Annotated in this window: 21 protein-coding genes and 1 pseudogene; 12 read left to right on the top strand and 10 right to left on the bottom strand. The window is 42.4% G+C overall.

What is annotated here, in order from left to right:
* Positions 1–91: 91 nt before the first annotated feature.
* Positions 92–1,138, bottom strand: a complete 1,047-nt coding sequence (locus CDG77_RS26905) for a glycosyltransferase family 4 protein (protein WP_094332346.1) — start codon at positions 1,136–1,138, stop codon at positions 92–94.
* Positions 1,139–1,379: 241 nt separating this feature from the next.
* Positions 1,380–1,535 carry a hypothetical protein gene (locus CDG77_RS36855; protein ID WP_181154345.1) on the bottom strand — a complete coding sequence of 52 codons (156 nt, stop codon included), beginning with the start codon at positions 1,533–1,535 and terminating at the stop codon, positions 1,380–1,382.
* 272 nt (positions 1,536–1,807) lie between these two features.
* On the opposite strand from CDG77_RS36855, the gene CDG77_RS26900 reads away from it, so the two are divergent.
* The 11 genes from CDG77_RS26900 (at position 1,808) to CDG77_RS35765 (ending at position 12,069) form a co-directional block, all read left to right on the top strand.
* Positions 1,808–2,662 (top strand): FAD-binding domain-containing protein, encoded by an 855-nt coding sequence (locus CDG77_RS26900; RefSeq protein WP_094332345.1) that lies wholly within the window; start codon positions 1,808–1,810, stop codon positions 2,660–2,662.
* On the top strand, positions 2,659–3,075 hold the full coding sequence (locus CDG77_RS26895; RefSeq protein ID WP_094332344.1) for a hypothetical protein: 417 nt from the start codon (positions 2,659–2,661) through the stop codon (positions 3,073–3,075). The genes CDG77_RS26900 and CDG77_RS26895 overlap by 4 nt, the downstream gene beginning before the upstream one ends.
* 398 nt (positions 3,076–3,473) lie before the next feature.
* A complete protein-coding gene (gene dps / locus CDG77_RS26890; protein ID WP_094332343.1) occupies positions 3,474–4,058 on the top strand; it encodes a DNA starvation/stationary phase protection protein Dps in 585 nt (194 codons plus the stop codon).
* A gap of 474 nt (positions 4,059–4,532) precedes the next feature.
* Positions 4,533–5,249, top strand: coding sequence for a pirin family protein (locus CDG77_RS26885; protein WP_094332342.1), 717 nt, complete (start codon positions 4,533–4,535; stop codon positions 5,247–5,249).
* 564 nt (positions 5,250–5,813) lie between these two features.
* A complete protein-coding gene (locus CDG77_RS26880) occupies positions 5,814–6,518 on the top strand; it encodes a mobilization protein (protein WP_094332341.1) in 705 nt (234 codons plus the stop codon).
* Between the two features lie 215 nt (positions 6,519–6,733).
* Positions 6,734–8,140 (top strand): nicotinate phosphoribosyltransferase, encoded by a 1,407-nt coding sequence (locus tag CDG77_RS26875; protein ID WP_094332340.1) that lies wholly within the window; start codon positions 6,734–6,736, stop codon positions 8,138–8,140.
* Between the two features lie 4 nt (positions 8,141–8,144).
* Positions 8,145–8,744 (top strand): nicotinate-nucleotide adenylyltransferase, encoded by a 600-nt coding sequence (locus CDG77_RS26870; protein WP_094332350.1) that lies wholly within the window; start codon positions 8,145–8,147, stop codon positions 8,742–8,744.
* A complete protein-coding gene (locus tag CDG77_RS26865; protein ID WP_094332339.1) occupies positions 8,705–9,451 on the top strand; it encodes an NUDIX hydrolase in 747 nt (248 codons plus the stop codon). Before CDG77_RS26870 ends, CDG77_RS26865 begins: the two co-directional genes overlap by 40 nt.
* Positions 9,452–9,680: 229 nt before the next feature.
* On the top strand, positions 9,681–11,399 hold the full coding sequence (locus tag CDG77_RS26860; protein WP_094332349.1) for an NAD+ synthase: 1,719 nt from the start codon (positions 9,681–9,683) through the stop codon (positions 11,397–11,399).
* A complete protein-coding gene (locus CDG77_RS26855) occupies positions 11,399–11,698 on the top strand; it encodes a hypothetical protein (protein ID WP_223269996.1) in 300 nt (99 codons plus the stop codon). The genes CDG77_RS26860 and CDG77_RS26855 overlap by 1 nt, the downstream gene beginning before the upstream one ends.
* Before the next feature lie 50 nt (positions 11,699–11,748).
* Positions 11,749–12,069 carry a hypothetical protein gene (locus CDG77_RS35765; RefSeq protein WP_143857097.1) on the top strand — a complete coding sequence of 107 codons (321 nt, stop codon included), beginning with the start codon at positions 11,749–11,751 and terminating at the stop codon, positions 12,067–12,069.
* Between the two features lie 54 nt (positions 12,070–12,123).
* On the opposite strand, the gene CDG77_RS37960 is transcribed toward CDG77_RS35765, so the two are convergent.
* Positions 12,124–12,381: a hypothetical protein gene (locus CDG77_RS37960; protein ID WP_223269995.1), complete on the bottom strand. Its 258-nt coding sequence runs from the start codon at positions 12,379–12,381 to the stop codon at positions 12,124–12,126.
* A 39-nt stretch (positions 12,382–12,420) separates the two neighbouring features.
* Positions 12,421–13,146 (bottom strand): leucine-rich repeat domain-containing protein, encoded by a 726-nt coding sequence (locus tag CDG77_RS26845; protein WP_223269994.1) that lies wholly within the window; start codon positions 13,144–13,146, stop codon positions 12,421–12,423.
* A gap of 378 nt (positions 13,147–13,524) precedes the next feature.
* Here CDG77_RS26845 and CDG77_RS26840 point away from each other — a divergent pair, with 378 nt between their 5' ends.
* Positions 13,525–14,433 (top strand): peptidoglycan-binding protein, encoded by a 909-nt coding sequence (locus CDG77_RS26840; protein ID WP_094332337.1) that lies wholly within the window; start codon positions 13,525–13,527, stop codon positions 14,431–14,433.
* A 55-nt stretch (positions 14,434–14,488) separates the two neighbouring features.
* Here the strand turns inward: CDG77_RS26840 and CDG77_RS26835 are convergent, their stop codons facing one another.
* The 6 genes and pseudogenes from CDG77_RS26835 to CDG77_RS26810 all read right to left on the bottom strand — a co-directional run.
* Positions 14,489–15,403: a TauD/TfdA dioxygenase family protein gene (locus tag CDG77_RS26835; RefSeq protein ID WP_094332347.1), complete on the bottom strand. Its 915-nt coding sequence runs from the start codon at positions 15,401–15,403 to the stop codon at positions 14,489–14,491.
* Between the two features lie 276 nt (positions 15,404–15,679).
* The gene (locus CDG77_RS26830; protein WP_094332336.1) at positions 15,680–16,480 is read right to left on the bottom strand and encodes an SDR family oxidoreductase; all 801 of its coding nucleotides are present in this window, start codon (positions 16,478–16,480) and stop codon (positions 15,680–15,682) included.
* Positions 16,481–16,505: 25 nt separating this feature from the next.
* On the bottom strand, positions 16,506–16,772 hold the full coding sequence (locus tag CDG77_RS26825) for a hypothetical protein (protein ID WP_094332335.1): 267 nt from the start codon (positions 16,770–16,772) through the stop codon (positions 16,506–16,508).
* Between the two features lie 425 nt (positions 16,773–17,197).
* On the bottom strand, positions 17,198–18,478 hold the full coding sequence (locus CDG77_RS26820) for a dihydroorotase (RefSeq protein ID WP_094332334.1): 1,281 nt from the start codon (positions 18,476–18,478) through the stop codon (positions 17,198–17,200).
* 184 nt (positions 18,479–18,662) lie between these two features.
* Complete coding sequence (locus tag CDG77_RS26815) at positions 18,663–20,015, bottom strand: histidine phosphatase family protein (RefSeq protein ID WP_094332333.1); 1,353 nt, start codon at positions 20,013–20,015, stop codon at positions 18,663–18,665.
* A gap of 324 nt (positions 20,016–20,339) precedes the next feature.
* Positions 20,340–21,305, bottom strand: a pseudogene (locus tag CDG77_RS26810) (ABC transporter ATP-binding protein/permease); the annotation flags it as partial.
* Positions 21,306–21,370: the final 65 nt, after the last annotated feature.

The raw sequence follows: 21,370 nt of genomic DNA, 5'->3' as shown, positions 1-21,370 counted from the left end.
TGGGGAAAGTAGCAATTCCCAATTCCTAATTCCCAATTCCCAATTCCCAATTCCCAATTCCCAATTCCCAATTCCCAATTCCCAATTCCCTTTAATTACGATACACTGCCAATGTTTCTTGATGAACGCGGGCAACACTCAACCACTGAAGGTTTTGATTTGCCCGATTTTTCCACTCATGCAGCATATCGGCATTACTCAGTAATTGCACTAAAACCCCAGCCAAAGCCTTACTATCTTTTGCTGGCACTAAAAGACCTGCTTGCCCATTGTCCAAAGCTTCAGGAATCCCATCTACTTGAGTACCAACGATCGCAATTCCAGCTTCTCTAGCTTCTGAAAGTACCAGAGGGCAAGGATCGCGATGGGAAGCCAGCACAAATATGTCACAAGATATCAAGTAGCGTTGAGGTTCTGGCTGGAAGCCTTCAAAATGAATCCGTTCTTTTACAGAAGTTGCTTGTGCTTGTGCCTCAAATAGCTGTTTATCCGGGCCATTTCCTACCAAATAAAGATGCGCTTGGGGAAAATCAGGGGCAATTTGTTCAAAGGCAGCGATTAACTCAGCAATACCTTTGCGTTGATACATACCGGCTACAGTTGCGATCGCTGGACGTTGTAACCCTAAAGGTTGATAATCTTGTATTTGCCTGGTACGGGGACTGCCCAAAGTTCCATTGCATACTACCCGCAACTTGTTTTCTGGGATACCCCGCTTTGCCATAGAATCTCGCACCGCTTTGCTAACGGCAATTACTCTATCAGCTAAACCCATCAGCACACTAGAACGCTGAAATTCGTTATGGACTGTGGAAACTAAAGTATATTTATTGCCTTTAAAGATGCGTGCTAAAATTACCCCCGTCATCATGTGAGCATGAACGATATCCGGCTGAAATTCAGCTGCGATCGCTCGGTAACGCACAGCCGCTTTGATAATACTTATCGGTTTCCTCGTTTGGTCTAGTTGGTAGTGTTTGACACCACATACATTTAGTAATTTTTCATATTCACCACCAGCAGAAATAACTGCTACCTCATAACCAGATTTTGCCTGCAAACAAGCCAAGTCCACAGCCACATTTACAATACCGTTACCTATCTCTTGAACGTGGTTTAAAATATGTATGATTCGCATAAAGTTTTAGAGATGTATAAAAATTTAAGACAAGTAACTGAGTACCAATCAACATAATTATTGAGGTATTCAACGACAGCTAAAAAGTAGTCAGTAGTCGGTAAAATTCACCACTCACTACTGACTAATAGCGCTGATAACGAGTTACTTAGCTTAAAGACTTATTCAGTAACGGCTCGATAAATCGGGGTAAAACTCCAAAACTTTAAAGACCGAATCTGCTATTTCAGTCGCTAGAGACTTATTTTCTATTTCCAATTGCTACACCAGCATCAGCAGCAATCCGATTTGATTCCTGTTCGCGTAGCGTGGCGTAGCCATAATTATCTGCGTAGGTAGGGAACAGGGAATAGGGAACAGAAAAGAAGGGTATAGATGTGTACTGAATCTTGTTCAAAAATCAAATATAGGACTCATATTTGATTTTTGAAATACACGTAGGGTGTGTTATGCCGTAGGCTTAACGCACCACCCTTTATGTTTTGGTGCGTTACGGAAGCCGTAACACACCCTACACATACTTAGATTTTTTCAGAAATCAAATACTAGTCCTATATAAGTCCTATACTTTAGCAAGCTAATAGTCATGAAAGTTGGAATTGAAGCTTTGAAAGGTTGCTTAAGATTAAGATTTACTAAAGTAGCGATCGTCAAGAGTCAAAATTAGTAATGTCTAAAGATATGCAACGCGAATTTACCAACCGCGATGAGTTGGTAGCTTACCTCCGCGAACAATTCCCAGGTGCAGCAGAACGCGATCGCTACATCAGCGAAACTCTAGGGGGACGCAAGGCCGCACAAAAAATGCTGCAACAAATCAACCCAGTAAGCTACGCGCAAACACGTAATTTTTTCACGGGTGCAGTCACGCGACTTTCGCCTTACATCCGCTATGGCGTTTTGAGTTTGCGAGAAATTCGAGATTATGTCCTTGAACGGGTACAGCACCAAAACGATGCGACGAAACTAATTAACGAGTTAGGTTGGCGCGACTACTGGCAACGGTTGTATGTAAAATTAGGGGATGGAATCTGGAAAGACCAGGAAGAGTATAAAACTGGTTACACTGTGGCTGAATATGCATCGGAATTGCCGCAAGATATCAAACAAGGAACCACAGGCAGAGTCTGCATTGACAGTTTTAGCCGTGATTTAAAAGAAACTGGCTATTTACATAACCACGCCCGGATGTGGCTAGCCGCTTATATTGTCCATTGGCGGCGGATTCATTGGCAAGCAGGAGCGAAGTGGTTTCTCGAACACCTTTTAGATGGAGATCCTGCTAGCAATAATATGTCATGGCAGTGGGTTGCTAGCACCTTTAGTCATAAACCGTATTTTTTCAACCGTGAAAATTTGGAACGCTACACCAAAAGTATTTATTGCCAGAAATGTCCCCTTTACGGCCATTGTGATTTTGAAGACAGCTATGAAGAATTAGAACAGCGACTTTTTCCTAAAGGGGAATTTAGCAAACAAGCCAATAGCCAAAGTTGGCAGCGTGGAAAGAGAGGTAAAAAATGAATAAATCAATTATTTGGGTACATGGAGACTGCCTCAGTCCATACAACCCAGGATTGCAAAAATACCCAAATGCACCAGCTATTTGGGTTTGGGATGAGGCTTTGATAGATGAATGGCAATTGAGTCTTAAACGCCTCACGTTTATTTACGAATGCTTGCTAGAGTTACCCGTTGTTATCCGTCGTGGTGATGTGGTACAAGAAATTTTAGCTTTTGCGAAAGAACATGATGCGAATTTAGTTGTCACAGCCAATAGTCCTAGTCCCCGATTTAATGACATCTGCAATCAAATAGAGGGTTCTATAGCAGTGGAAATGGTAGAGGTAGAACCATTTTTTGATTATGATGGCTATATTGACCTGAAGCGGTTCTCACGCTACTGGAAAGTGGCTCAAGATTATGTTTTTGAATAGCCCAATTGTAATATTGTAATACTTAGCGATCGCTTCTTCTACCAACAGATACAGGTAAAGTACTTTACATCGCTTCTTTATATCTCATTCTCTCGCCAGAATATTTGCAACCGTTAGATGAAGTGAGTCAAATTGAACTGAGTGTCGATCGTGACTTTTTGCCGAATGATAAAAAATTAGCGATCGCCTTTTCGGTAGTACATTTAATACCATAGAAAACCATCGCATCTAATGTCATTTGTCACTTGGGCCTTTTGCCGAAAAATTCTCAATTAAAAATTGTATAAGCTATATACAGTAACACATCCAGCCATTAATATAATCCATCGTCAGAGAGTTTCGCACAACCAACTAGTATCTGTAAAGTTAGATTTAAAAGGCATTAACAACGTAAAATCATGAGCGACAACAGCATTACATCACGTTTGTACCCCACCCGCATTGACATTCCTGCCGAAGCGCGAGTGCAAATTGTAGTACTTCTCAACCAAACCTTAGCAGCTACTTCGGATCTAAAAACCCAAGCCAAGCAAGCGCACTGGAATGTTAAAGGAACTGACTTCTACCAACTACACTTATTATTTGATGAACTAGCTGGGGAATTGGAAGCCTACATCGATTTGGTAGCTGAACGCATTACAGCTTTAGGCGGATACGCTTTTGGAACAGCCCGCGCCGCAGCTAGTAATTCAATTCTGCCAGAATATGCCTTAGATGTTTTGGATGGTAAAGACCATGTAACAGCCTTAGCAGATCGTTATGCCCTCTATGCTAAACATCTTAGAGACGCGATCGCTAAAACTGATGAATTAGACGATCTCGATACCGCCGATCTTTACACCGAAATCTCCCGCACCATTGACAAACGCCTCTGGTTCTTAGAAGCTCATCTGCAAGTAGCAGAAATTAAGGCAGAGAATGGCAATGGCAAAGCAGGTACTACTACTACTAAAACTCAAAAGATCCCTGCTGGTGTAAAATAAGCACTTCTGAGAAAAGTAGTTTTTCTTAAATCTAATAGTATCTTTTTGGTAAGTACGTCACTTTTAAGTGCGTACTTTTCATTTATATGTATATACCTTACTATTGAAATAGTTCAAAACGAAGTCAAGAAATTCCAAATATCTTCAACAAGTTATCCATCAAAATCAATACTTAAGTAGGCAGGCACAAATAAATATAACTATGTAACGAAAAGTCAAAGCGGTGAAAACCTTGTGATTACTTCACTCCACTTCGTTGCGTTCGCAATGACATAGTTATAAATTTTCTCACCCACCTACTTAAACTTGAAGAAGTTATTAGGTTGGTGAAAAGGTATGCTAATTCCATTTTGATTTCAAATTCTGCCAATTTTAGATTTTTCCTGTAATCCAAAAGATACTCCGCTATCTAAAATCTAAAATCCAAAATTGAGCGCTTCCTAACTAAATACTCATTAACAAAGAGGTAAATTTATGTCTCAAAATACAATTACCCACTTAATTCACGATCGCAACGCCCGTGGTCACGCTAAAATGGGCTGGCTCGATAGTTATCACACATTTTCCTTCGGTAGTTTTTACGATCCCAACCGGATGGGATTTCGCTCTCTGCGCGTAATTAACGACGATCGCATCGCTCCCGGTGCTGGATTCCCTACCCATAGTCATCGTGACATGGAAATCCTCACTTATGTCTTAGAAGGTGCTGTAGAGCATAAAGACAGCTTGGGTACAGGCTCAGTAATTCGCCCCGGTGATGCCCAAATTATGAGCGCTGGAACAGGAATCAGCCACAGTGAATTTAATCCTTCACCAACTGAACCACTCCATTTACTACAAATCTGGATTCTTCCCGATCGAGAAGGAATAACGCCAAGATACGAACAAAAAGCTTTTCCTCTCGAAGAAAAGCGCGGCAAACTCCGCTTAATTGCTGCTAAAGATGGGCGCGATGGTGCTGTGACAATTCACCAAGATGTTGATTTATACACATCTGTTTTAGAGGATGGTGATGTTGTTAATTATCAAGTCAAAAGCGATCGCTATGCCTGGTTACAAGTCGCCCAAGGTATAGTTAACCTGAATGGCGAGGAACTTAGAGCAGGTGATGGCGTACAAATCAACGGCGAAGAACAGCTAGAAATTAGCACTAACATCGGCGGCGAAATCTTGCTTTTCGATTTGGGCTAATCTTAAGTCTGTTTGCTGAAAAGCTAGCTTATAGGGTGGGCATTCAATGCCCACCCTATTCTGCTTTGTGAGAGGAAATATTTCTCGATTGGGTGCGGATTTACGTAGGACTAGCCCTCCACAGGCATCGCATTACGAATCCTTAAGCGGCTCTAACTTCCCTAGACAAGCTAGAAGAGAAGGACAAAAAAGAACTATCACCACCAGAAAGCGTTTACTTTCTACGAAATTGACCTTCAATCGGCTCTGAAGAAAGGTTATACTTTCTCACAAAACTACCAAAACAATTAGGCGGCGATCGCCAAAAAGTTCTTAGAGGATGTCTGAAAAGTTTTTTTTGTATACACCTAACACTTGGAGATCCCCCTAAATCCACGCCACTTGCTTCACTTGGGGAGACCCCAAGACCGCAGTGGCTCCCCTTAAAAAGGGGGACTTTAAGACTCTTATTCCCCCCTTTTTAAGGGGGGTTAGGGGGGATCAACAAATATTTGATACTTCTCAGACATCCTCTTAGCCTGGGAAAGATGTATCAGACTTTAATAAATATTAGAGGTCGCTGTAATGCCGACGATTCATTTTGTGGATGGTGAAAAAGGTGGGGTAGGAAAATCTCTCTTTGCCAGGACAATGATTCAGTATTGTCTAGATAAGAGAATCCCGTTTGTACCAGTGGAGACGGATAGATCGAATCCAGATGTCGCAGGGGTATATAAGGAAATATGTAAGTATGCTGTGTTTAGTGAGAATGAACGACAGGCAAATAAGGCAGATAGAATATTTGAGTGGGCGGTAGAGAAGCCAGTAATTGTGAATTTATCTGCACAATCCCATAGAGCAGTACAAGGGTGGATTGAATCTAATCAATTACTTGAACTAGGAAGTTCGCAAGGAGTGATGTTTTGCAAATGGTTTGTATCGACAGGAGGATACGACAGCATCAACCTGTTTAATCAGTCAGTGAATACTTACGGTGATAAAATCCCTCATATTCTGGTGAGGAATTTAGGGCTATGTGATGATTGGGAGCATCTAGAGTCAGACTCCAATTTTCAGAACATAGTAAATAAATATCCGATAAAAATTATAGATTTTCCGAAGTTAGCATACAGAGAAAGAAACATAATTGACCAAAATCGCCTAACGTTTGCAGAGGCTAGAGAGTATAAAGAATTTGGGATAATTGGGAAACAGAGAGTAGTGAATTTTCTCAAGCTTGCTTATGGTGCTTTTGAGAAAGTAGGTATCTGGTATGAAAAAGTTGAATAGCGGTCATTAGTCATTAGACCTCTTACAAGAGGTCTGATAAAGATTATTGCTAGCTTTTACTATTAAAAAATATTAAGTATTTTATAAAGCTAGTATAAATTTGCCCATAAACCTACTTTATAGAGCAATCTCTGAAATATCCTTAACGGTAGTTGACATTATTTATGGTGAATATTACCATAAATAAGAGAAGCATCTTGTAAGGAATCTCTTGCATGACAACTTTGCCAGATTTGGACTATGTATATAAACAGCAAAGCCAGCAGAACCAGGAACTAAACCTCTCTGCGGAAGACTACAGCTTGCTGACGGATCTTTACCAATTGACGATGGCAGCTTGTTACACAGGCGAAGGTATCGAACAACGACGGGCCAGCTTTGAGTTGTCTGTCAGACGATTGCCAGAGGGTTTTGGTTATTTAATTGCAATGGGGCTGACACAGGCATTGGAATATTTAACCAAATTCCGCTTTAGTCCATCGCAAATTGCGGCATTACAGGCGACAGGAATTTTTGCTCATGCAGGCGATCGCTTTTGGTCACTTTTAGCTGAGGGTAAATTTACGGGTGATGTTTGGGCAGTACCAGAAGGGACAGCTGTATTTGCCAATCAACCACTGTTGCGGGTGGAAGCACCCCTTTGGCAAGCGCAACTAGTGGAAACTTACCTCTTAAATACAATTAATTACCAGACTTTGATTGCCACAAAAGCAGCCCGGTTGCGGGATGTAGCAGGCGAATCAGCCACACTTTTAGAATTTGGCACAAGACGCGCATTTAGTCCCCAAGGGTCTTTGTGGGCAGCGCGGGCTGCCTTGGCGGGTGGGTTAGATTCCACCTCCAATGTGTTAGCAGCGCTACAACTGGGCCAACAGCCAAGTGGTACGATGGCGCACGCCCTGGTGATGGCGTTATCAGCAATAGAAGGCACTGAAGAACAAGCTTTTAGTGCATTTCATCGATATTTTCCGGGTGCGCCGTTGCTGATTGATACTTACGATACCGTTGCTGCTGCCCAACGCTTGGCCGAAAAAGTAAATTCCGGGGAAATGCAATTAACAGGAGTGAGATTAGACTCAGGAGATTTAGTTACCTTATCAAAGCAGGTGCGATCGCTCCTTCCCGGTGTGCCAATTTTTGCCAGTGGCGACTTGGATGAGTGGGAAATTGCCAGGTTAAAAGCTGCTGGGGCGCAAATTGATGGTTACGGACTGGGAACCCGATTAGTTACAGGTTCGCCTGTAAATGGAGTCTATAAACTCGTAGACATTGATGGTATCCCAGTGATGAAGCAGTCAAGTGGTAAGGTTACTTATCCAGGACGCAAGCAGATTTTTCGCTCGTTTATAGGAGGTAAGGTAAAAGCAGATAGATTGGGACTTTTAGGTGAAATTTCTTTAGAAGAAGAACCTTTATTGCAGTTAGTAGTGCAGGAGGGTCAACGGATACAACCGTTAGAATCTTTGGCAACAATTCGTCAACGTAGCACCGCCTCAGTTGCCAGTTTGCCACAACAGACAAGGCGTTTGGATCGTCCTGTAGCTGTAGAAGTTGAGATTTCTGAGGGGTTACGGGAGTTGACTGAAGAAACTAAGAAACGAACCGCAAAGGACGCAAAGTAAGATGATGAGAGTTGCTTTGTTTGGTACTAGTGCCGATCCGCCAACTGCGGGACATGAAAAAATTCTGAGTTGGTTGTCTGAGCGTTATGATTGGGTAGCGGTTTGGGCAGCAGATAATCCATTTAAGTCTCATCAAACACCCCTAGAACATCGGGCGGCAATGTTGCGACTGTTGATTGCGGATATAGACGCGCTAAGGCACAATATTGCTTTGGAACAAGAATTAAGTAGCTTCCGAACACTGGAAACAGTTGAGAAAGCGAAGATTATTTGGGGTGAAGACGCTGAATTGACGTTGATTATTGGTTCAGATTTACTGAGTCAGCTACCACGTTGGTATCGCATTGAAGATTTGTTACAGCAAGTGCAACTACTGATTGTACCGCGACCCGGATATGTAATAGATGAGTCTAGTTCAGAGGTAGTGCAAAAGCTGGGAGGGAAAATTGCGATCGCTAGTCTGACCGGTCTAGATGTTTCCTCAACAGCATACCGCGAACATGGAGATTCTCAAGCCCTCACAGCCCCTGTAGTTGCCTATATTAATCAAGAGCATTTGTACGAATGCCAGGACGTTCACAAAAAAATATACCAACTCCGTTAAACCAACAACCTTTGGCCGATTTCAAGGTTGGTGTTGATAATGTAATTTTTTCTGTAGATACTGTACAAAATCGGCTGTTAGTTCTACTTGTAATGCGACAGCAAGAACCATTTTTAAATCATTGGAGTCTTCCCGGTACTTTAGTGCGTCCCGGAGAGTCTTTAGAAGATGCCGCCTATCGCATTATGGCAGAGAAAATTAAGGTCAACAATCTCTATTTAGAACAACTCTATACATTTGGCGGGCCAAATCGCGATCCACGGGAAGCAACTGATAGTTATGGTGTGCGTTATCTATCAGTTAGTTACTTTGCCCTAGTGCGATTTGAGGAAGCCGAATTAATTGCCGATCGCATGACTGGCATAGCTTGGTATCCGGTAAAACAAGTACCGCAATTAGCTTTTGACCATAATGAAATTCTGGCTTATGGCCACAGGCGGTTGCGTAATAAATTAGAGTATAGCCCGGTAGCTTTTGAAGTCTTGCCAGAAATGTTTACCTTGAATGATTTATATCAGTTATACGCCACAGTTTTAGGCGATAACTTTTCCGATTATTCTAATTTTCGGGCGCGTCTACTCAAGTTAGGTTTTTTATGCGATACCGGAATTAAGGTATCACGAGGTGCTGGTCGTCCTGCTAGTTTGTATAAGTTTGACGCGGAAGCTTTTGCTCCCTTAAAAGATAAACCTTTGGTGTTTATTTAACCAATCACTTTACAGAGTCCAAATTCCTACAATACCTTTCGGTTAAGATCCCCCCGCCTGCGGCTATCCCCTTAAAAAGGAGGTAGAAGAGGGTTATAAGCCTCTCTTTTTAAGGGGGGTTCGGGGGATCTTCAAAATATTAAAACGTTAACCGAACCGGATTGCAAAGTCATAAGTCATAAGTGACTCTTGACAAATGACCAATGACCAATGACAAATGACTAATGATATGAAAATTGCGATCGCTCAAATTAATCCGACAATTGGTGATTTGCTTTTAAATGCCCAAACAATCTTAGAGGCGGCACAACGCGCGGCATCTAGCGGGGCGCGTTTGTTGCTCACACCAGAACTTTCTTTATGTGGCTATCCACCTAGAGATTTATTATTAAATCCTAGTTTTGTGGAAGCAATGGGTATCACTTTACAAAACTTGGCTCAAGATTTACCGCCAAATTTAGCTGTGTTGGTAGGAACTGTTGAACAAAATCTCGAAGCCTCTATTTCTGGCGGGAAAACATTATTTAACAGCATAGCTTTGTTAGAAGATGGCAAAGTCAAACAAGTTTTTCACAAACGACTTTTGCCTACTTACGATGTCTTTGACGAACGTCGCTATTTTGAAGCAGGTTTACAAGCTAATTATTTCACTTTAGATGATATCCATATTGGCGTAACTATTTGCGAAGATTTATGGAATGATGAGGAATTCTGGGGTAAACGGACTTATGCAGTCAATCCCATTGCTGATTTAGCAATTTTGGGTGTAGATTTGATTGTGAATTTATCTGCTTCGCCCTACACGGTAGGCAAGCAGCAGCTCCGAGAAACAATGCTCAAGCATAGTGCAGTCCGTTTTCAACAACCGATTATTTACGCTAATCAGGTTGGGGGAAATGACGATCTAATTTTTGATGGGCGTAGTTTTGCCTTAAATCGTCAAGGTGAAGTTATGTGTCGCGCCCGTGGTTTTGACACCGATTTATTAGTAGTTGAATTTGATGAAACACAACGCGATTTACAGTTGAGTTCTGTAGAACCTGCATATCAATCAGAAGATGAAGAAATTTGGCAAGCTTTGGTTTTAGGAGTGCAAGATTATGCTCGTAAGTGTCGCTTTTCTAAAGTAGTCTTGGGTTTAAGTGGTGGGATTGACTCGGCAATCGTAGCTGCGATCGCATCTGCTGCACTTGGTAAAGAAAATGTCCTCGGTGTTCTTATGCCTTCCCCTTACAGTTCGGAGCATTCCATTAGTGATGCTGTGGCATTAGCCGACAATTTGGGGATTAAGACTAATCTTTTACCAATTGGCGAGTTAATGCAAGGCTTCGATCGAACTTTAGACGATTTGTTTGCAGGTACTGAGTTTGGACTAGCTGAAGAGAATATCCAGTCTCGGATTCGCGGTAACTTATTAATGGCGATCGCTAATAAATTTGGCTATCTCCTTTTATCTACAGGTAACAAGTCAGAAATGGCTGTGGGTTACTGTACTCTCTACGGCGATATGAACGGTGGGTTAGCCGTGATTGCAGATGTTCCGAAAACCCGTGTGTATTCACTTTGCCATTGGTTAAATCGCGATCGTGAAATCATCCCGCAAAACGTCTTGACTAAAGCACCAAGCGCCGAACTCAAACCAGGACAAGTGGATCGAGACTCTCTACCGCCCTACGAAATTTTGGACGATATTTTGCAACGCCTGGTTCACAACCACCAATCAGCAGCGCAAATTGTTGCAGCCGGTCACGATTCGGTAATTGTAGACAGAGTAATCCAAATGGTAGCGCGGGCTGAATTTAAACGGCGACAAGCACCTCCCGGATTGAAAATCACCGATCGCGCCTTCGGAACTGGTTGGCGAATGCCAATTGCTAGTAACTGGGTTGGTGTCAAAAAGGCTTACCAGGCTAAAACTACAGCTACACCTAACCTTAGTTTGTTGTGATGGACAAGATGCTCATCCGCGTTATTCAGGCGCGGATAAGCATTACCATTAAAACTAGAGTCTCAAAGAAAATTATGTTAGATGAAGCAAATTTTGAACAACGTTTAGCGACTCTTGAACAAACAGTTGCAGATATCAAACATCAAGTCATTGATGCGTCTACCTATAGTAATTGGCTGGAAAAGGTTATTGGCTCAATCTCTGATGAACCAGCATTTTTGGAAGCTTTAGAGTATGGTCGGTCATTACGCCACACTGACATGATGATACAGGATTGGACAGTGCAAACTCCAAAGTGAATTAAAGAGCCAAATATTTACTTTCACCCTTCACTGTTTAACTTCTGAACTTGAAAGTTGCACCTTGGAACATGAGTTGTCGAGCTAAAAGGGCGATCGCTTTACCTTTAACCCTCACAGTTGCACCTTTTATCCTCGCGGTTGCACCTTTTATCCTCGCAGTTGCACCTTTTATCCTCGCAGTTGCACCTTTTATCCTCGCAGTTGCACCTTTTATCCTCGCGGTTGCACCTTTTATCCTCGCGGTTGCACCTTTTATCCTCGAAGTTGCGCCTTTTATCCTCGCAGTTGCGCCTTTTATCCTCATCATTCTACTTCTGAACTTAAAACTTGCACTTCAGAACACAAATTGTCGAGTTAAAAGGGCGTAGGCATAGCCCGTCAGAGACATTGCTCTATCTCAAAGCGTCACTAATAGTCTAGTTTTACTCATCTAAACGCTGTGCGATCGCATTCAGCAACTCCTCAAAGTCTGATTTGCTGTGAATATCAGGGGTGAGCGTGTTCATATCTTTTAGCAGGTTGGTGAGTTCTGCGATCGTGTTGCGAATTTCGGTGTATTGGTCAATTTCTTCACGAAACCCCTGCAAATTAGCTCCACCAACTTCTTTCATAGTTTCATCTAATTCTTTAATTTTCTTGGCTAAAGAGGTTTTACCGGCTCCTCCTTCGCCAATAATCAAAAATTTTGCTTCGTAGAAGGGTTTGGTTTCGGTTGGACTTTACACCCGAAAGTAGAAATCGAGAATTTCATTCACATAACCCGGAGCTTTATCTAAATCCTTCGTCCCCAAAATCTCTAGTGGAATAGGGAGTGGATTTCTACGAAGATCCAGCCTATTCAGTTTTCGCAGTTGCCTGATTTCCCTTGGCAGACTGCTCAGTTGATTGTTGTCGAGGTAGAGAAATTGCAGGTTGGTGAGTTGGACAATTTCCGGTGGCAGACTGCTCAGTTGATTACTGCCCAGGTCGAGCGATCGCAAATTGGTGAGTTGGACAAATTCCGGTGGCAGACTGCTCAGTTGATTACTGCTGAGGTTGAGAAATTCCAGATTAGTGAGTTGGACAAATTCCGGTGGCAGACTGCTCAATTGATTATTGCTTAGGTCGAGGGTTTGCAGGTTGGTGAGTTGGACAAATTCCGGTAGCAGACTACTCAGTTGATTACTGGACAGGAAGAGGGTTTGCAAGTTGGTGAGTTGGACAATTCCCTCTGGCAAACTGCTCAGTTTATTACTACTGAGGCAGAGCGATCGCAGGTTGGTGAGTTGGACAAATTCCGGTGGCAGACTGCTCAGTTGATTACTGCGGAGGTAGAGAAATTGCAGGTTGGTGAGTTGGCCAATTTCCGGTGGCAGGATTGTTAAGCCTTTGTAAGAAAGGTCTAATTTTGTCACCTTGTCTCTGGCAGCTTGTTCAATAATTTGCAGCAGTTCTTCGTTAGTCATTTCGGGTTTTACAGAGGCGATGCCTGACGACGAGTTGCTGCTTGGACGCGCAGCAGAGAAATTGAGCTAATTAATAATGTAGCCTGTATGAAGGATTGTATTGAGGCAATGTGCGACGATCGCAGACTCCTGTGCCCCTACGAAATTATTCACCATTCAACCTCTGAACTCGAACCACATTAACGAAAAAAATTTAATATATATCGTCAATAAATAGTTTTTTATTCAGTATATTGCCTGTGAATTTTTGTGTGCCGAATCATAAATTAATAGTAAAAATTGTGACATCATATTTCATCCAAGCGTATAGTTTCAAACAACATCAATTTTTAAAATGATGTTTATACTTAGAAGCAAGTAAATGAAAGCAGGTGCATAATGAAACTACAAGATTTCTTGGGAAAAGATGAGAAATGGTCATTTGATGCGATCGCACAAGATGCAGACTTAACTCGTCAGATTCAGATATTGTTAATCGGCTTAGGTTTGCTAGAACCTCCAGCCGATGGGATATTTGGCCCTGTTTCTGTAATATCTCTCAAAAAATTTCAAGAATTAGCAAAGACTGAAGAGAGTGGTTTTTTAGGAGCAGTCACAGCCAAGAAACTGATTGAAACTAAAATAGACGATCTTCCTAAACAACCCTTAAAACTTGGTAATGACATTGCTAGTAGGATTGTGAAATACTTGCTATCCAAAAATTATCAAGTATTCACCAATCCAAAAGAATATAACATTGTTTATATTGAAGGTATAAATGCAGACTGGAATCTCAATAGTGATACGCCTAATCAATTTAACGATCGCCGGATTGTCATTGAAGTAGTAAATGGCGTTCCCAAAATCGTAGATCACTGGGAAGCGACTACAGAACCAGGGAAGTACTACACTTATAATCCGATGAATCCCAAAGGAGCAGCAAGAATTCAGTTTGGGCAATACAAAGCTTGGGCTGTTGGCATCCACGGCACAGCAGAACCTCACGAAGCATTAGTGCAAGTTGGAGATATAACTGTTTGTAGAGATTTCAACCAAGATTTTAAACGGACTGGCGACAAGCTTGATACAGGTGATAATTTTTATGTGAATCAACACTACGGCTTTGATTTCCCCAGGAATGATATTCGCCTTGCTAGTGCGGGTTGTTTAGTAGGACGGACTCGTGACGGACATAGAGAGTTTATGAGGATTATTAAACAAGACCGCCGTTATGTTGCTAATCGCAAATACACTTTTTACACTAGCGTGATTCCTGGGGATGATTTCCTCAAAACTTTTCCAGCTTAAAATATCCTCTTAGGGGCAGCGTTCTGCCCCATGCGGAATGCTCAATACCAAAATATTACGCAGTCACCGCCTCGCGTCGGTTGTATTTAGAAGCGTCTCCCTTGATAGCCTCACTTTGTTTACCATCAATGCCAACTGGGAGATCGCCGACAATTGTCACTCGTTGAACGCGGCGGGGCTGGTTTTCGTAATCTGCGATCGCATAATGTTGAGTAGCCCGATTATCCCAAAAGGCTACATCACCAACTTGCCAACGCCAACGAACTGTGTTCTCAGGACGGGTTATGTATGCTTGCAACAGCCGGAGAATATCATCCGATTCAGTCGTTGATAAACCACGGAACTGGCGCACAAATCCACCGATAAATAGCCCCCGCTCCCCAGATTCAGGATGGATGCGTACAACTGGGTGCAGAGTCTCGTATACAGTCGAGGTGAAGACAGCCCGTTGAGCTTTGACATCTTCAGGTAGGTCGAATCCAGTTGCATAGTCGTAAGCGTTGCTGTGTACTGCCCAAAGTTGATCGGCGAGATTACGCAGATGGGTAGGTAAATCTTGGTATGCAGTCACAGAGTTTGCCCAGATTGTATCGCCACCGGTTGGGGGAATATCAAGCGCTCGTAAGATAGAGCCGAGAGGAGGACTGTCTACAAATGTCACATCGGTATGCCAGTTATTGGCGCGGGAAGTGGTGCGCCCATAATTCAGGTCTAAAACTTCTGGGTTTTCTGGCAGCGATGGTACAGTGGGATGGGCTGTTGTCAGTTTACCGAAACGACGAGCGAAGGCAACCTGTCCATCAGCATCGAGTTGTTGCTGATCTCGGAAAAAGATCGCTTTGTGTTTGACTAAAGTCTTACGAATATCGCTGATAATGTCATCGCTGAGATTAGAACTCAGATTAACACCGATAATTTCAGCACCGATCCGTCCTGCAACTGGTTTGATATCAAAGTATTGAGAACCCATGTTTTTATCTCCAATAAGTTTATGTTTGGGACTAGCCTTTTCAAGTTGAGTGAAAATTTGCATCAAGAAATTCCAATCTCTTGACTCTGTGTTCTCTGTGCCTCTGTGGTTAAATAAAAGATTTTTAACCGCAGAGAGGCGCAGAGAGAAAAAAGAGATTTTACAAGTCACCTTGCAAAGGCTAATGTTTTTACTTAGGTAGTCAGCATTCAATTTTGGATTGAAGGAAAAATCTAAAATTGGAAACATCTGCTGATTTCTGATTCCTTTGAATTGCTAAACACCAGGAGTAGAACCGCCATCAACGATAATCTCTGTTCCTGTAATTGATGCAGCTAGATCGGACACCAAAAATAAGGCTAATGCGGCAATTTCTTCTGGCTGGGCGATTCTTTTTAAAGGAATACTTTGGAGGTTTTGTGCCTTCACTTGCTCAACAGCGATCCCTTGCGCTTGGGCGTTTTGCCGAGCTAAAGTCTCGGCACGCTCAGTAGCTGTAGCACCGGGCGATATGGCATTTATGCGAATCTTGTACTCAGCTAGCTCTTTAGAAATGCCCTTTGTGAAGTTGAGCAAAGCAGCATTGCTTGTACCACCAGCGAGGAAGTTAGGGCGAGGTGTACGTCCTGCACCGCCAACTATATTAACAATTCGTCCATCACCCCGGCTTTTTTGATGGGGAACGACGGCTCTAACTAGGCGGATGTAGCCCAATAATTTTAAGTTCCAAGCATCCAAAAATAAATCATCAGTGGATTCTAGGAAAGAGCCAGCACGGGCTGATCCGGCATTGTTAATCAAGATATCAATCTGATTAAACTGGGCTAATGTTGTGGAGACAACTTTCTCAATATCTTCTGCTTTTGTTAAATCAGCACTGATGGCAATAACTTTCGCCCCTGATATTGGTAGCGACTGGATGGCAACTACTGCATTTTCTAGTCTTTCTTGATTGCGGGCTGCGATCGCAACATTCACACCTTCACTATAAAGGGCTTTGGCAGTAGCTAACCCAATTCCCGCACTTCCGCCTGTGACGATCGCAGTTTTACCTGATAGTTTTAGTTCTAAACTCATACAAATTTACCCTCATAAATGTAATTTACTTACGAACCAATAATATTGCCGATTGAGAGCCTATATTATGGATATCTAAAATGGCTTGTCTTTCGTCAGATGTACAACCCAGAAGTATCTTGATTTCTGTATCCCGCTTTTCTAAATCAACACTACAAATGACGGCAGTTACTGTTTGATTCAACAAGCTACCTATCCAGACATCAATATTATTTCCATCTCCAGATTGAGTATCTTGTAAATATCCATAATCCAGGGCAGGCTTTGGTGTATTCACTTCACTCAGTGCCAAACGCCCTGGCTGGGGTCAACAATCACAGCACGTATTTTGCTCATAAGGTTGCCCTGGCTTAGAGATTAATTTCTAGTTCGTTGGTTCGCAATGTACTGCGTGTAATAGATAAACTCGATTCCAAATCCTTGTAACTAGGTTAACGAAATTTCATAAACTACGATAAATCTATTGTGTTACCGTAGTTAGAGGATGAAAAGAAATCTATCACAGACAGCTAGAATAATCAAGCACCTTGCAAAGAGATTTGTTTCACCAATAGTTACATCTATTGCTGTGTTGTAAGCTAGTCGCTGTCAACCTCCTACCTGGCTGTATGACTAGCTGCTTTCCAAGTTTCTCTAGATTTTGCTGGGCAGTATGGGAAAATTCAAAATTAAGAACTTTTATATCTTTGGTGTCGTCATTACGAATTACGAATTATTTCAACACCACGTTTGCACAACATGACCCTTCAATTGTTGTCCTAACCAAGGTGTATTTTGTGAAAGTGTATAAAGACTTTTTCGCTCGACTTTCCAGGTTTGCTGGGGGTCAAATAAAGTAAGTTCTGCTGGTTGATGAGGTAGAATCGCACTGACTTTTTGCCCCAAACACTCTGCTGGACTCGTACTTAATGCCCGCCATAACTCTAAAGCTGTAAATTCTTCAGTTTCAACTAGATATTGCCACAGCAAAGGTAATGCTAACTCTAAACCAATTGCTCCTGGAGGTGCTTCAGCAAAGGCTTGGACTTTTTCTTCGTAGCTGTAGGGTGTGTGATCGATCGCGATCGCATCTATAACCCCTGTACGTACCCCCGCACGCAAGGCCACCACATCACTGGGATTGCCTAAAGGCGGGTCTAAATGCAAGCTAGTGTGATAACTCTTAACTGCTTTTGTATCAAGTAAAAGGTGCATCCAGGTGGTGCTGGCGGTGATGGGTAAACCAGCAGCTTTGGCTGAGGCGATTAATTCCACGCTGCGAGATGTGGAGACGCGCATGATATGAACTGGTGTACCGATGGCTGCAACCAATTCAAGCATAGCTGCGATCGCAGTGGTTTCGGCACTGGCGGGTATGGGTGGTAAACCGAAACGGAGCGCATCTACCCCTTCTCTCATTACACCATTTGCTGTTAACTGGCGATCGCTAGGCCAAAATGCGACTGGTTTACCCAACGGCTGGAGATACTCTAACACTCGCCGCACCAGCGCCAAATTTTCAAAGGGCTTACCATCGCTAAAACCAACAACTCCAGCAGACGCTAAATCTGCTAATTCCGTCATTTGCTTCCCAGCAACATCTAGGGTAATAGCACCCCAGATATGAAGCAGGGGAGCAGGGGAGCAGGGGAGCAGGGGAGATAAATTATCCTCTGCCCTTTTCTGCTGCAACTGTGCCACAAGTGCAGGATTATCAATAGCTGGGGATGTATCGGGTAGAATGCTAACTCTGGTAAAGCCGCCAGCAGCAGCAGATTTTAAAAGAGACAAGAGGGTTTCCCGTTCTTCAAATCCTGGTTCACCGGAGTGGCTGTACAAATCCACTAACCCAGGCCCGAGAACTAATCCCTGACAATCTCTAATTTGAATATCGGAATGAATATCAGCAATGTGCGAAGCTACTTCTTTAATATAACCATCAGCAATTAGCACATCAAAGAGTTCGTCGATTTTAGAAACTGGGTCAATTACCCGTACTTTTTGTAGCAGTTCAGCCATAAAACTTTTTAGTTAGGAATCAAGAATAAAGTTAGGGGTTAGGAGTTATAAGTTATGAGTTAGGAATTAGTTGTTCCTTGCCCATCATTTTTAACTTTATTCATCACTCATATTTTTCACTCCTAACTTTATTCCTAACTCCTCACTCTTGTACAGACGCGATTAATCGCGTATCCTAACTTTTTTACAATGCCCCTGCTGCTGTTTTATCTAGTACGCCTCCACCGAAGTGAGCGGTGATGTTCATTGCTTGCAGTACTGGGAAACCATCGATTCCAGAAAGGTAATCGATAACGCTGACTGCGCCATTACCCTGACGGAAATTCCAGAAATTTTCTAGCGATAAACCTAGAATGTGACAAAGTAGAGTTTTATTAGTAGCATCATGAGCTACCACTAATACAGTTTTGAATTGATTAGTTAATGCTGCTTCCACAATTGATTGCCAAGCTGCAACGCTGCGTTCCCACACCTCTTGCAAATTTTCCCCTTCAGGCATTTGCACTTGGGCTGGTACTAACCGCCAGCGTTGCAACTCTCCGGGAAACTCTTGCTCTATCTCTGTTTCTAATTTTCCTTCCCAAAGTCCGTGGCTGATTTCTCTTAAACCATCTTGCAAGTCTAACTTTACATTAGGATGCTGTTTTAAGATAATTTCTGCTGTTTCTTTAGGGCGCAGCATTGTACTACTTACAGCAAAATCAATCGCTACCTCTTGAAGAAATTCGCCTGCTTTTTGCGATTGTTGTCTGCCGTTGTCATTCAGGGGAACATCAATTTGTCCTTGAAACCTGGTTTGGCGATTCCAGTCGGTTTCGCCATGACGCACTAGCAACAACCGTACTCCTTGATGATCTGGTCGCAATGAAGGTAAAGCCTCTCCAGTGTGTTGCGTCTGATTTAAAGATTCTAGCTGGACTGGTTCACCCAATCCCCCAGCAAAATTAAGTACGCTGATGCCACAGTTAGATTGCTGGATTGAATGGTAGCGACTTGCAGAGATTCCCAAAGCTGTGCTAATGAGGGCGCGATTAATGCCGTTATGCCCCACTATCAGAATAGTTTCGCCTTGATGTTGAGACAAAGTTTCTTGCCAAAACTGCCGTGCTTGTTCGTATAAAGCAAGAACAGGAAAATGTTCTCTTGTTCCCTCTGCATCATTTAGCAGCATCCGCAGTTCGTCGGGGCGCTGATGCCAAGTGCGGTAGTCTTCGGCAAACTTCTGCTTGACTTCGGCAGTTACCAGCCCTGCCCATAAAGGGAGGTCGATTTCTAGCAGCAAATCAGAAACTTGGATTACAGCAGACTGTTCAGCATGAGTAGCTAACTGACTATGGATAATATCTGCTGTGTGTTTCGCTCGTTGCAAGGGACTGCTATAAATAGCATTAAATACAATATTGCTGAGGGCTTTGCCAGCTTTACTGGCATCGTTACGACCTTTTTCGGTTAATGTTGACGCATCAGTGCGTCCCTGAATACGCCGCTCGGTATTATAACCGCTTTGACCGTGGCGCACAATGATGACACGAGTCATCTTAAAGCCCTCCTGTATCTAGACGATTAATTCTACTGCAAAATGATTGCAGAATTACCGACCCAGAAAGGCGGATTTAGTTAAAAAGGCAGTTAGGAACCGTAACGACACAGGCAAAATCCATCTCTGTGGATTTTAACTTCATCCATAATCTGTGACATGGAAAAACTAAAAAGCCAGGGTTTTCGCCGGAGAAAGAAAACCGAGTTCTTAATTTTGGATAAAGTCGAGCTTAGAGATTGTTTATTATGTTCAGGACTTTTTTGTTTTGTTGTCTACTAATCTGTGCTTATACAATACCTAAATTAGCTGTATCAGTGCGGGCTAAACTCTAACCCATTTCGATCCCTTTGGGTCTTTGTCATAGCGGTAGATAAAGCCGTCCGTAGTAGCGATCGACTCTCCTTTACTTGCCTTGCTTCTAATAGTGCTAAGAGAATAGTTCGTTAAGGCATTAATTTCTTTATGTGAAAGCCCCCCACTTGTACTAATTTCTAACTTATTTGGAGATTTTTCTTTAGAAGAATCATCTATTTTAGCTGGAGTATTTGCAGAGGGTTTAGGAATGCTTGCTTTTTGATTTCGATAATCCTGCACAGTCAAAATTTGCCAACTAGAATCTTGTGAAAGTTCCAAAACCCATTGGTGATAATTAAATAGACTTTCCCTATGTCCAACACTAATAAACGTTGTTTTTGTCTCTTGTAACTGCTGATATAAACTTCCTTCATTTTTCAAATCCAACGCACTAGTCGCTTCATCTAATATAGTGAATCTAGGATGAGTAACTAACAGACGTGCAAATGCCAGACGTTGTTGTTCTCCTAGCGATAATATGTTCTCCCAAGGAACTTCTGTATCAAAACCATCGACTCGACTTACTAAGTTTTGCAAATTAACTTGTTGCAAAACTTCTTTAAGTTCTGTATCGCTCATTTGACGATTAGTTTTAGGATAAAGTAACTGTTCGCGCAAAGTTCCTAAGATTATATAAGGACGTTGGGGTAAGAATAAGACTTCTTCTAAGGGAGGTCGCACCAGACGACCAGTCCCCGCATTCCACAAACCAGCGATCGCTCTCAATAGAGAACTTTTACCTCGGCCACTTGGCCCCACAATCAATAAACCTTCTCCTGGTTGAACAGTGAGAGACAAATCTTCGACAATTACCTGTTCATAGTTTGGCGTTTGTAAAGTGACATTTTCAAAAGCAAAATGATTTTCTTCTATTGATTTAATAGTACTCACATTTTCGGGTTGTTTAGTTACTGCTTCTAAGGGACTTCCAAAGAATAAATTAATCAACAAAAACCAAGAATCCAATTTTAAACAATAATGATAATCATTTTAAGGGG

The organism is Nostoc sp. 'Peltigera membranacea cyanobiont' 213 (assembly GCF_002245975.1).
Classification (GTDB): Bacteria; Cyanobacteriota; Cyanobacteriia; order Cyanobacteriales; family Nostocaceae; genus Nostoc.
Note: the sequence above shows the minus strand (reverse complement) of the source record. Positions and strands in the feature narration are given on the sequence as shown.

What these genes read in the sequence shown, in the direction of transcription:
- CDG77_RS26905 (WP_094332346.1), bottom strand. Translation starts at nt 1,138, where the DNA reads ATGCGAATCATACATATTTTAAACCACGTTCAAGAGATAGGTAACGGT.
- CDG77_RS26900 (WP_094332345.1), top strand. Translation starts at nt 1,808, where the DNA reads ATGTCTAAAGATATGCAACGCGAATTTACCAACCGCGATGAGTTGGTA.
- CDG77_RS26895 (WP_094332344.1), top strand. Translation starts at nt 2,659, where the DNA reads ATGAATAAATCAATTATTTGGGTACATGGAGACTGCCTCAGTCCATAC.
- dps (WP_094332343.1), top strand. Translation starts at nt 3,474, where the DNA reads ATGAGCGACAACAGCATTACATCACGTTTGTACCCCACCCGCATTGAC.
- CDG77_RS26885 (WP_094332342.1), top strand. Translation starts at nt 4,533, where the DNA reads ATGTCTCAAAATACAATTACCCACTTAATTCACGATCGCAACGCCCGT.
- CDG77_RS26880 (WP_094332341.1), top strand. Translation starts at nt 5,814, where the DNA reads ATGCCGACGATTCATTTTGTGGATGGTGAAAAAGGTGGGGTAGGAAAA.
- CDG77_RS26875 (WP_094332340.1), top strand. Translation starts at nt 6,734, where the DNA reads ATGACAACTTTGCCAGATTTGGACTATGTATATAAACAGCAAAGCCAG.
- CDG77_RS26870 (WP_094332350.1), top strand. Translation starts at nt 8,145, where the DNA reads ATGAGAGTTGCTTTGTTTGGTACTAGTGCCGATCCGCCAACTGCGGGA.
- CDG77_RS26865 (WP_094332339.1), top strand. Translation starts at nt 8,705, where the DNA reads ATGCCAGGACGTTCACAAAAAAATATACCAACTCCGTTAAACCAACAA.
- CDG77_RS26860 (WP_094332349.1), top strand. Translation starts at nt 9,681, where the DNA reads ATGAAAATTGCGATCGCTCAAATTAATCCGACAATTGGTGATTTGCTT.
- CDG77_RS26855 (WP_223269996.1), top strand. Translation starts at nt 11,399, where the DNA reads ATGGACAAGATGCTCATCCGCGTTATTCAGGCGCGGATAAGCATTACC.
- CDG77_RS26845 (WP_223269994.1), bottom strand. Translation starts at nt 13,146, where the DNA reads ATGACTAACGAAGAACTGCTGCAAATTATTGAACAAGCTGCCAGAGAC.
- CDG77_RS26840 (WP_094332337.1), top strand. Translation starts at nt 13,525, where the DNA reads ATGAAACTACAAGATTTCTTGGGAAAAGATGAGAAATGGTCATTTGAT.
- CDG77_RS26835 (WP_094332347.1), bottom strand. Translation starts at nt 15,403, where the DNA reads ATGGGTTCTCAATACTTTGATATCAAACCAGTTGCAGGACGGATCGGT.
- CDG77_RS26830 (WP_094332336.1), bottom strand. Translation starts at nt 16,480, where the DNA reads ATGAGTTTAGAACTAAAACTATCAGGTAAAACTGCGATCGTCACAGGC.
- CDG77_RS26820 (WP_094332334.1), bottom strand. Translation starts at nt 18,478, where the DNA reads ATGGCTGAACTGCTACAAAAAGTACGGGTAATTGACCCAGTTTCTAAA.
- CDG77_RS26815 (WP_094332333.1), bottom strand. Translation starts at nt 20,015, where the DNA reads ATGACTCGTGTCATCATTGTGCGCCACGGTCAAAGCGGTTATAATACC.